7 protein-coding genes are annotated in these 7,567 nt (G+C 69.4%); 5 read left to right on the top strand and 2 right to left on the bottom strand.

Annotated elements, in window-relative coordinates; genetic code table 11:
* The first annotated feature begins 25 nt into the window (after nt 1-25).
* The 3 genes from VG899_05815 to VG899_05825 are packed head-to-tail and all read left to right on the top strand — an operon-like array spanning nt 26 to nt 3,045.
* Nucleotides 26-1,486 carry a hypothetical protein gene (locus VG899_05815; GenBank protein ID HWA65869.1) on the top strand — a complete coding sequence of 487 codons (1,461 nt, stop codon included), beginning with the start codon at nt 26-28 and terminating at the stop codon, nt 1,484-1,486.
* Between the two features lie 36 nt (nt 1,487-1,522).
* A complete protein-coding gene (locus VG899_05820) occupies nt 1,523-2,020 on the top strand; it encodes a nuclear transport factor 2 family protein (GenBank protein ID HWA65870.1) in 498 nt (165 codons plus the stop codon).
* Nucleotides 2,017-3,045 carry an NAD-dependent epimerase/dehydratase family protein gene (locus VG899_05825; protein HWA65871.1) on the top strand — a complete coding sequence of 343 codons (1,029 nt, stop codon included), beginning with the start codon at nt 2,017-2,019 and terminating at the stop codon, nt 3,043-3,045. Before VG899_05820 ends, VG899_05825 begins: the two co-directional genes overlap by 4 nt.
* Here the strand turns inward: VG899_05825 and VG899_05830 are convergent.
* Both VG899_05830 and ychF read right to left on the bottom strand, forming a co-directional pair.
* On the bottom strand, nt 3,035-4,123 hold the full coding sequence (locus VG899_05830; protein HWA65872.1) for an alpha/beta hydrolase family protein: 1,089 nt from the start codon (nt 4,121-4,123) through the stop codon (nt 3,035-3,037). The genes VG899_05825 and VG899_05830 overlap by 11 nt on opposite strands.
* 90 nt (nt 4,124-4,213) lie before the next feature.
* On the bottom strand, nt 4,214-5,290 hold the full coding sequence (ychF, locus tag VG899_05835) for a redox-regulated ATPase YchF (GenBank protein ID HWA65873.1): 1,077 nt from the start codon (nt 5,288-5,290) through the stop codon (nt 4,214-4,216).
* Between the two features lie 92 nt (nt 5,291-5,382).
* Between ychF and rmuC the strand changes: the two genes are divergently transcribed.
* Both rmuC and VG899_05845 read left to right on the top strand, forming a co-directional pair.
* Nucleotides 5,383-6,843 carry a DNA recombination protein RmuC gene (gene rmuC, locus VG899_05840; protein HWA65874.1) on the top strand — a complete coding sequence of 487 codons (1,461 nt, stop codon included), beginning with the start codon at nt 5,383-5,385 and terminating at the stop codon, nt 6,841-6,843.
* A gap of 48 nt (nt 6,844-6,891) precedes the next feature.
* Nucleotides 6,892-7,548 (top strand): hypothetical protein, encoded by a 657-nt coding sequence (locus VG899_05845; protein HWA65875.1) that lies wholly within the window; start codon nt 6,892-6,894, stop codon nt 7,546-7,548.
* Nucleotides 7,549-7,567: the final 19 nt, after the last annotated feature.

The raw sequence follows: 7,567 nt of genomic DNA on the forward strand, positions 1-7,567 counted from the left end.
CGCGACACCGCGGGATACTCGCGCCATGCCCGGGCGGCCGTTGCGCGTGCGGCCGCTCGCGATCGGACTTGCGCCTTTCGCCGCGCTGGCTCTCGTCCGGCTCAGTGTGTTCGCCGAAGGCGACACGTTCTGGGGCGTGCGGACCGGTCAGCAGATCCTCGCGACGCACAGCGTCCACCTGCGAGACGACCTGTCGTGGACCCGATTCGGGGTGGCCTGGCATCCGAATGAGTGGGGGTACGACGTAGCGCTGTGGGTCGCCTACCGGCTCGGCGGCATCGCCGGGCTGCAGGTGTTCCTCGGCATCACCATCGTGGCGCTCGGTGTCGTGGTCGTCGTTGCGGCACACGCGTTTCGGGTGCGGCTGCGGGACGGGTACTGGGTGAGCCTGTTTCTCGGCCCGCTCCTGCTGGGCTGGTTGTCGGCCCGGGCTCAGACGGTGTCCTACAGCTTCCAGCTGCTGGAGCTCCTGCTGATCGCCCGGCTGTTCACCGCGCGCGGTCTGGATGTCTGGCGTTGGGGCGTGGCACTGCTCGTCCTGCAGGCGGTGTGGCTGAACATCCACGAGGCCGCAGCCAGCGGGATCGTGGTCGCCGCCGGGTGTGCCGTCGTACGCGGTGTCAGCTTGTTGCGGCGGCGGGAGCTGGACGTCCCCTCAGCGCTCCGGCTGGCGGCGGCGCCGGGCCTCGTGCTGGTCGGCAGTCTGTGCGGGCCGTTCGGCTGGTCGGTCTTCGCCGACAGCGAGCGGACGCGCGCCGCCTCGGCCGGCGTCATCGTCGAGTGGGACTCCGTGCTGCACGCCCCGGCAACCGTGCTTGCCGAGCTCGGCGTAGGTGTCCTGCTCGTCGCCTTGATGGTGGCGGTGTGGCGACGTGAACGCGGTAGCGATCTCGAAGCGCTCAGCGACGTCTGGCTCGGCGCCGCGATCGTCCTGGCTGCCGCGTCGCTGGTGGTGGTCAGGTTCGTGGCACCGCTCCTCCTGGTCGGCATCGTGGCCGCGACCGCTGTGACGCGCGCCGACCGGATCAGCCAGCGCCTCACGTCGTACCGACGCCTGCTCGACGTCGGAGCCGCCGTCGTCGCCGCGCTGCTGACCGCCGTAGGGGTCGTACAGCTGACGGCGTCGGGCGAACCAACCGCCGCGAACTTCCCGTCGGTCCGGCTCCTCGACGCCATCCCGCCACGATGCGTCCTGCTCAACGAGTACGACGACGGCGGATGGATCAGCCTGCAGCGAGGTCCGGCGCTGCGCGTCTCGCAGGACGGCCGCAACGTGCTGTACGGCCGCGCCCTGCTCGGTCGTGAGCAAGCGTTGCTCGACGGTCGCGCCGGTGCCGCGGCCCTGACCGATTTCGGTGCGACGTGCGTACTGGCGAAGCCGGACGACGCCATCGTGCGTGACCTCGCCGCCGACCCACGGTGGGTGCTCGCCGCCCGTGACGCACGACGAGTGCTCTACGAGCGGACCGCGATCGCCGATCGGTGACGCCAGCCGCAGGGCGGCGTCCCTTAGGTTGACGCCGTGGCCTCCGACCCCGACGACGTGCGCGCGCTGGAGCAGCTCAAAGCGAGGTACTGCCGGACGCTCGACACCAAGGACTGGTCAGCCTTCCGGGAAGTCTTCGCCGACGACTTCGTCAGCGACACCTCGCAAGCAGGAGGCACGGTGATCGAGGGCGCCGATCGCTTCGTCGCCTTCGTCCACGCGACTTTGGCGAAGGCGGTCACGGTCCACCAGGTGCAGCAGCCGGAGCTCGAGGTGCTGTCGGCGACCTCAGCCAAGGGCGTCTGGGCGATGCAGGACGTCGTCAGGTTCGCGCCCGGCCTGACGCTGCACGGGTTCGGGCATTACCACGAGACCTACAAGAAGGTCGACGGGTCGTGGCGCATCGCGTCGTCGAAGCTGACGCGGCTGCGCGAGGAGATCCGGACCCCGCTGTTCGCCGTGTTCGTCTCGGACCGGCTGCGGCGGCGGCTGCAACGCTTGGCTGCCGACCGGGTGGGACGGGCCGGCGGATGACGGCGCCGGAACCTGCCGGTGCGAGCGCGCCGAGCGGTGGTCCCAAGCTGGTGATGGGCGCCAGCGGGTATCTCGGCTCTCACGTCGTCCGGCAGCTCGTCGCGCGGGGCGACGACGTGCGGGTGTGGGTGCGACCGGCGAGCTCCAGCCGGGCGTTCGACGGGCTGCCGGTGACGCGGTGTGCGGGCGAGCTCCACGACGACGATTCGATCGCCCGGGCGATGCAAGGCGTCGAAACCGTCTTCTACTGCATCGTGGACGCGCGACCGTCGCTCTACGACCCGGCTCCGCTGTTCCGGACGAACGTCGACGGGTTGCGTCACGCGCTCGACGCTGCGGTGGCCACCGGCGTACGACGCTTCATCTTCTGCAGCACCATCGGCACGATCGGTCATCCCGGCACGGGCTTCGCCACAGAGGACACCCCGCACGAGTGGGCGCATCTCGGCGGTCCCTACATCCAGTCCCGGCTGCAGGCCGAACGCCTCGTCCTCGCCTACCAACGCGAACGCGGCCTCGACGCGGTCGTCCTGTGCCCGTCGACCACCTTCGGGCCCGACGACTTCGGTCCGGTCGCGCATGGCCAGCTGATCAAGGCGGTCGCAGCGGGCCGGATGCCGGTCTACGTACGCCACCAGGAGATGGAGGTCGTCGGCGTCGAGGACGCCGCGCGGGCGTTCCTGCTCGCCGAGGCCCACGGCAGGTCAGGTGAGCGCTACATCATCTCCGACCGGATGATGACCTCGCGGGAGCTGCTGGCGACCGCGGCGGTGGCCGTCGGGCGCACGCCACCGCGCATCGGGCTGCCGCTGACCGTGATGAAGGTGGCGGGAAGGCTGGGCGACCTAGTGGGGCGCACGTTCAAGCGGGACGTCCCCCTGACGAGCGTCTCGGTCCGGCTGATGCACTTCATGCCGGCGCTCGACCACAGCAAGGCGACCCGTGAGCTCGGGTGGACGCCACGCCCCACCGTGGAAGCGATCCAGGCCCACGCCCGCTTCCACGCTCAACAGCTCACGTCGTAGCCCCGACCCTTTGCTTCGAGAACGGGCCGGGGCGGTGCGCGGCGAAGAAGCGCATGAGCCGCGGCAGGTAGTCGAGGAGGTCGCGGTTCATGTAGGGCTCGGTGTGCAGGCCTACGGCGTACTCGTGCCATCCGAAGTGGAGCCCCGCCGCGTCGGCGGCCTCCTTGAAGCATTCGTTCGACAGGTGCATGACCGCTTCCAGCCCGGCGCCGGCGGCCGCATCTGCAGGGTCGGTGAGGTCAGAGGGCGCGGGGACGCCGTCGCTCACGTAGAGGTCGACCTTCGTCTTGTGGAGCTTGGTCACGTTCGAGCCCGGGTCGTGTGCGCGCCAGTTCGCGGCATCGGTCACCGGATCGCCGAACGCAGCGAGAGGCTCCACCCCGTCCGTGGCGACGATGGCGGAGATGAGCGCGCTCGCGCCGGCCTCGCACACCGGGTTCTGGTAGACGTCCACCGCTCCCGAGAAGGCGGCGGCAGCCCCGAACAGGTCCGGGTGGCGGGCCGCGTAGGACAGCGAGCCGAACCCGCCCTGCGAGATCCCGACGATCGCCCGCTCGTCACGGCTTCGAAGCGTCCGGAAGTGGGAGTCCACCCACGGCACGACCTCTCGGGTGTGGAAGGTCTCCCAGTCAGCGGTGCCGAGCCGGGTGTGCTGGTCGACCCAGTTCGTGTACCAGCCGCCGCCGTCGGTGTTGTAGCCGCCGTCGACCGAGACGACGATGAGAGCGAGACCCTTGGTCGCCGCCAGCGTGTCCGTCTGGTCCACCCACTGGTCCGCCGTACTGTCCGTGCCCGGCAGTGCGTAGAGCACCGGGTAGTGGCGGTCGGGGTGGGCTGCGTATCCGGTCGGGAGGATGACGTCGATCCGCAGCGGCGTCTTGCTCGACATGCCCAGCGACGGCGTCGAGACCAGGTACTGCGTGACCCGAGGCGACTCGCGCTTGTGGCTGACCACGTGGATCGCCGCCGCGGTCCCCGCCTGCCGGGCGGCATCGCTGACCGCGATGGCATGCGTCCCGCCCAGAGCCAACGGAACCGCGATCAACGCCGCTACAGCGGTCGCCCGCAAAACGTTCACTCGTGCATGATCTCCAAACCGCGAGTTTGTGAAGGCGCAACGGTGGCGGGGCGCCACATTCCCTTCACAAACCGCGCGGCAGCGCACTTGCTAGACGTTGAAGCGAAACTCGACCACGTCGCCGTCGGCCATCACGTAGTCCTTGCCTTCGATGCGCGCCTTGCCGGCCGCGCGCGCTGCCGCGATCGAACCCGCCGCGACTAGGTCGTCGTACGACACGATCTCGGCCTTGATGAAGCCCTTCTGGAAGTCACTGTGGATGACACCAGCGGCTTCCGGGGCGGTCGCGCCGCGCTTGATCGTCCAAGCGCGCGACTCCTTCGGGCCGGCGGTCAGGTACGTCTGCAGACCGAGCGTCTCGAACCCGACCCGAGCGAGCGTCGCGAGTCCCGACTCGGGCTGGCCGTACTCGGCGAGCAGCTCGGCTGCGTCGGCCGCGTCGAGGCCGATCAGCTCCGATTCGAGCTTCGCGCTCACGAACAGCGCCGGTGCCGGAGCGACGAGGTCGGCCAGCTTGGCACGCAGCCCTTCGTCCGACAGGTCGGTGTCGTCGACGTTGAACACGTAGATGAACGGCTTGTCGGTCAGCAGGAACGACTCGCGCAGCGCCTCGCGGTCGAGGGAGGGGTCGCTGGAGATGGGACGACCCTCGTCGAGCACGGCGCGGGCGGCCTGTACGGCGGCGAGCTCCGCGCGCTTCTCGGGCCTCATCCGCGCTTCGCGCTCGAGCCGCTGCAGCCGGCTGTCGACGGTCTGCAGGTCGGCAAGGACCAGCTCGGTGTTGATCGTGGCGATGTCCTCCGACGGCTCGACGCGGCCGTCGACGTGCGTCACGTCGGGATCCGCGAAGGCCCGCACCACCTGGCAGATGGCATCCGCTTCACGGATGTGGGACAGGAACTTGTTGCCGAGCCCTTGCCCCTCACTCGCTCCGCGGACGATGCCGGCAATGTCGACGAACGTCACGGTCGCGGGCACGATCTTCGCGCTGTCGAACATCTTGCCCAGCACGTCGAGGCGGGTGTCTGGCACATTGACCACACCTACGTTCGGGTCGATCGTCGCGAACGGGTAGTTCGCCGCCAGTACGTCGTTCTCGGTCAGCGCGTTGAACAGCGTCGACTTCCCGACGTTCGGCAGCCCGACGATTCCGATCGAAAGACCCACAACTCCATTGTCAGGCACGCCCAAGGCACCCCAACCGGGTCACGGGCGCGTCGGTCGGGGATTTTGTCGGTGCGGCGCGACACGATTCGGTCATGGACGCCGCCGTCATCGCCACTCTCGCTCTGCTCGCCGGAGCGTTCATCGGGGCTGGGATCGCACGAGCGGCGACTCGGAGCCAGGTCGCCGCGGCGACCGGCGCCGCCCAGACCGAGCGCGCCGCGGTGGTCGCCGAGCGCGACCAGCTGCGCGCCGAGCGCGACCGGGCGGCGGCCGAGCGCGACCGACTGTCAGGCGAACGCGGCATCATCGTCGCCGAGCGCGACCAGCTGCGCGCCGAGCGGGATGCGGCCAGCCAGCAGCTCCACGTCGCGTCGGCACGCCTGGTCGAGGCACAGACGCTGCTGAAGAGCCAAGAGCAGATCGAGACTCAGCTGACGCAAACCTTCGCCCGCATGTCGACCGAGTCTCTCCAGGCGACCCACCAGCAGCTGCTCAACCTCGCCGACGATCGGTTCCGGCAAGCCGGCAAGCCCCTGAACGACACCCTCGGCAAGGTCGAAGCGCAGCTCCGCGAGATCGAGCACAAGCGAGCGGAAGCACAGGCCTCCCTCGCCGAGCAGATCCGGTCCGTCAGAGTGACCGGCGAGCAGCTTCGTACCGAGACCGCCTCGCTGGTCAGCGCGCTTCGCAAGCCGCAGGCCCGCGGACGCTGGGGAGAGCTGCAGCTGCGGCGCTGCGTCGAGCTCGCCGGCATGACCGACCGATGCGACTTCGCGGAGCAGGAGACGCTGAGCACCGTCGACGGCGCACTGCGGCCCGACATGATCATCCGGTTGGTGGGCGGCAAGAACATCGTGGTCGACTCGAAGGTCACCCTCGCCGCCTATCTCGAGGCGTATGAGGCGGCGGAGGACGCGGTCCGCGACGAACGACTCGCCGCCCATGCGCGTCACCTGCGTCAGCACGTCGACTCGCTCGCCGCCAAGTCGTACTGGGCACAACTCTCGCCGGCCCCCGAGTTCGTGGTGCTGTTCGTGCCGGGCGACTCGTTCCTCGCGGCAGCCCTCGACCAGGACCCGGCGCTGCTCGACTACGCCTTCGACAGGCGGGTGCACATCGCCTCGCCGACCACCTTGATCTCGGTGCTGCGGACGGTCGCGTACGCCTGGCAGCAGGAGGCGCTCGCCAAGAACGCGCAGGCGGTCTTCGACCTCGGCAAGGAGATGCACGGCCGCATCGGCACGTTCGCGGGCTACATGAACACCGTTGGCAGCCAGATCTCCAAGACGGTCGACGCCTACAACAAGGCCGCGGCGTCACTGGAAGGGCGGCTGCTCGTGACCGCCCGGCGGTTCAACGAGCTGAACGTGGTCGACAACGAACTGCCCGAGGCGACCGTCGTGGACAAGTCCGTCATTCCGTTCAGCAAGCCGGAGCTCACCGCGCCCGCCGAGCCGATCCGGGTCGTCGAGATCGGCTCGACCGAGCGCCTCGAGGACTACGGCATCGACGCCGGCGCCGAACGCGAACCGGACTGGCGCACCGGCTCCTGACCGCTTGGTCCCCTAACACTCGGCAGCCGGCTTGCCGATGATTCCCACGTGAGCGAGCCGTTCGAGCCGATTCAACGGCGCGACCCGTTCGCTGGGATCAACACCGGCGGCCAGAAGCCGTCCCTCGAAGGCCGCGACACGCTCGCCTGGGCGATGGCCGAGCTCGCGCCGAAGAAGAAGCCGCCCAAGCCGCAGAAGTGGTGGCAGAAATACCTCAAATGGTGGCTGAAGCGGCCGAAGCTGCTGGTGCTGTTCCTGATCGCCGATTTGGTCCTCGGCTCGATGGGCTGGCATTACCTGTTCCGATCGAACCCCGGCGCGGCGACGGGCGCCGTCGACGCCACACTGCGCGACCTGTCGCATCGCAACTGGACCGGGGTCTACGACTCGTTGTGTCGCGACGACCGTGCCCAGATCGACGAAAGCGACCTGGCGGTCGCCGGCGACGCAGCGTTGCAGCAGCTCGGGTTGGGCCTCGCGCGCTGGACGGTGACCTCGGTCAGGACCATCCACCAGTCGCTGGGTCCGGTGACTCTGCCGGGGGTGCAGGTCTCTGGTCAGCTCTACCCGCTGACTGGCGCTCCGAGCGCGTTCACCGTCGTCGTCGTCCACGAGGTGCCCGGCGGCTGGCACGTCTGCATGTCGGCCGGCGGCTTCAGCATGCTGGGCTACACCCAGCCGCTCGGCACCGGCTTCACGCCGTAGTGGCCGTCCCGGTCGCCGG

The sequence above is a fragment of the Mycobacteriales bacterium genome, from assembly GCA_035550055.1.
Taxonomy (GTDB): domain Bacteria; phylum Actinomycetota; class Actinomycetes; order JAFAQI01; family JAFAQI01; genus DASZTV01.

What these genes read in the sequence shown, in the direction of transcription:
- rmuC (HWA65874.1), top strand. Translation starts at nt 5,383, where the DNA reads ATGGACGCCGCCGTCATCGCCACTCTCGCTCTGCTCGCCGGAGCGTTC.
- VG899_05825 (HWA65871.1), top strand. Translation starts at nt 2,017, where the DNA reads ATGACGGCGCCGGAACCTGCCGGTGCGAGCGCGCCGAGCGGTGGTCCC.
- VG899_05815 (HWA65869.1), top strand. Translation starts at nt 26, where the DNA reads ATGCCCGGGCGGCCGTTGCGCGTGCGGCCGCTCGCGATCGGACTTGCG.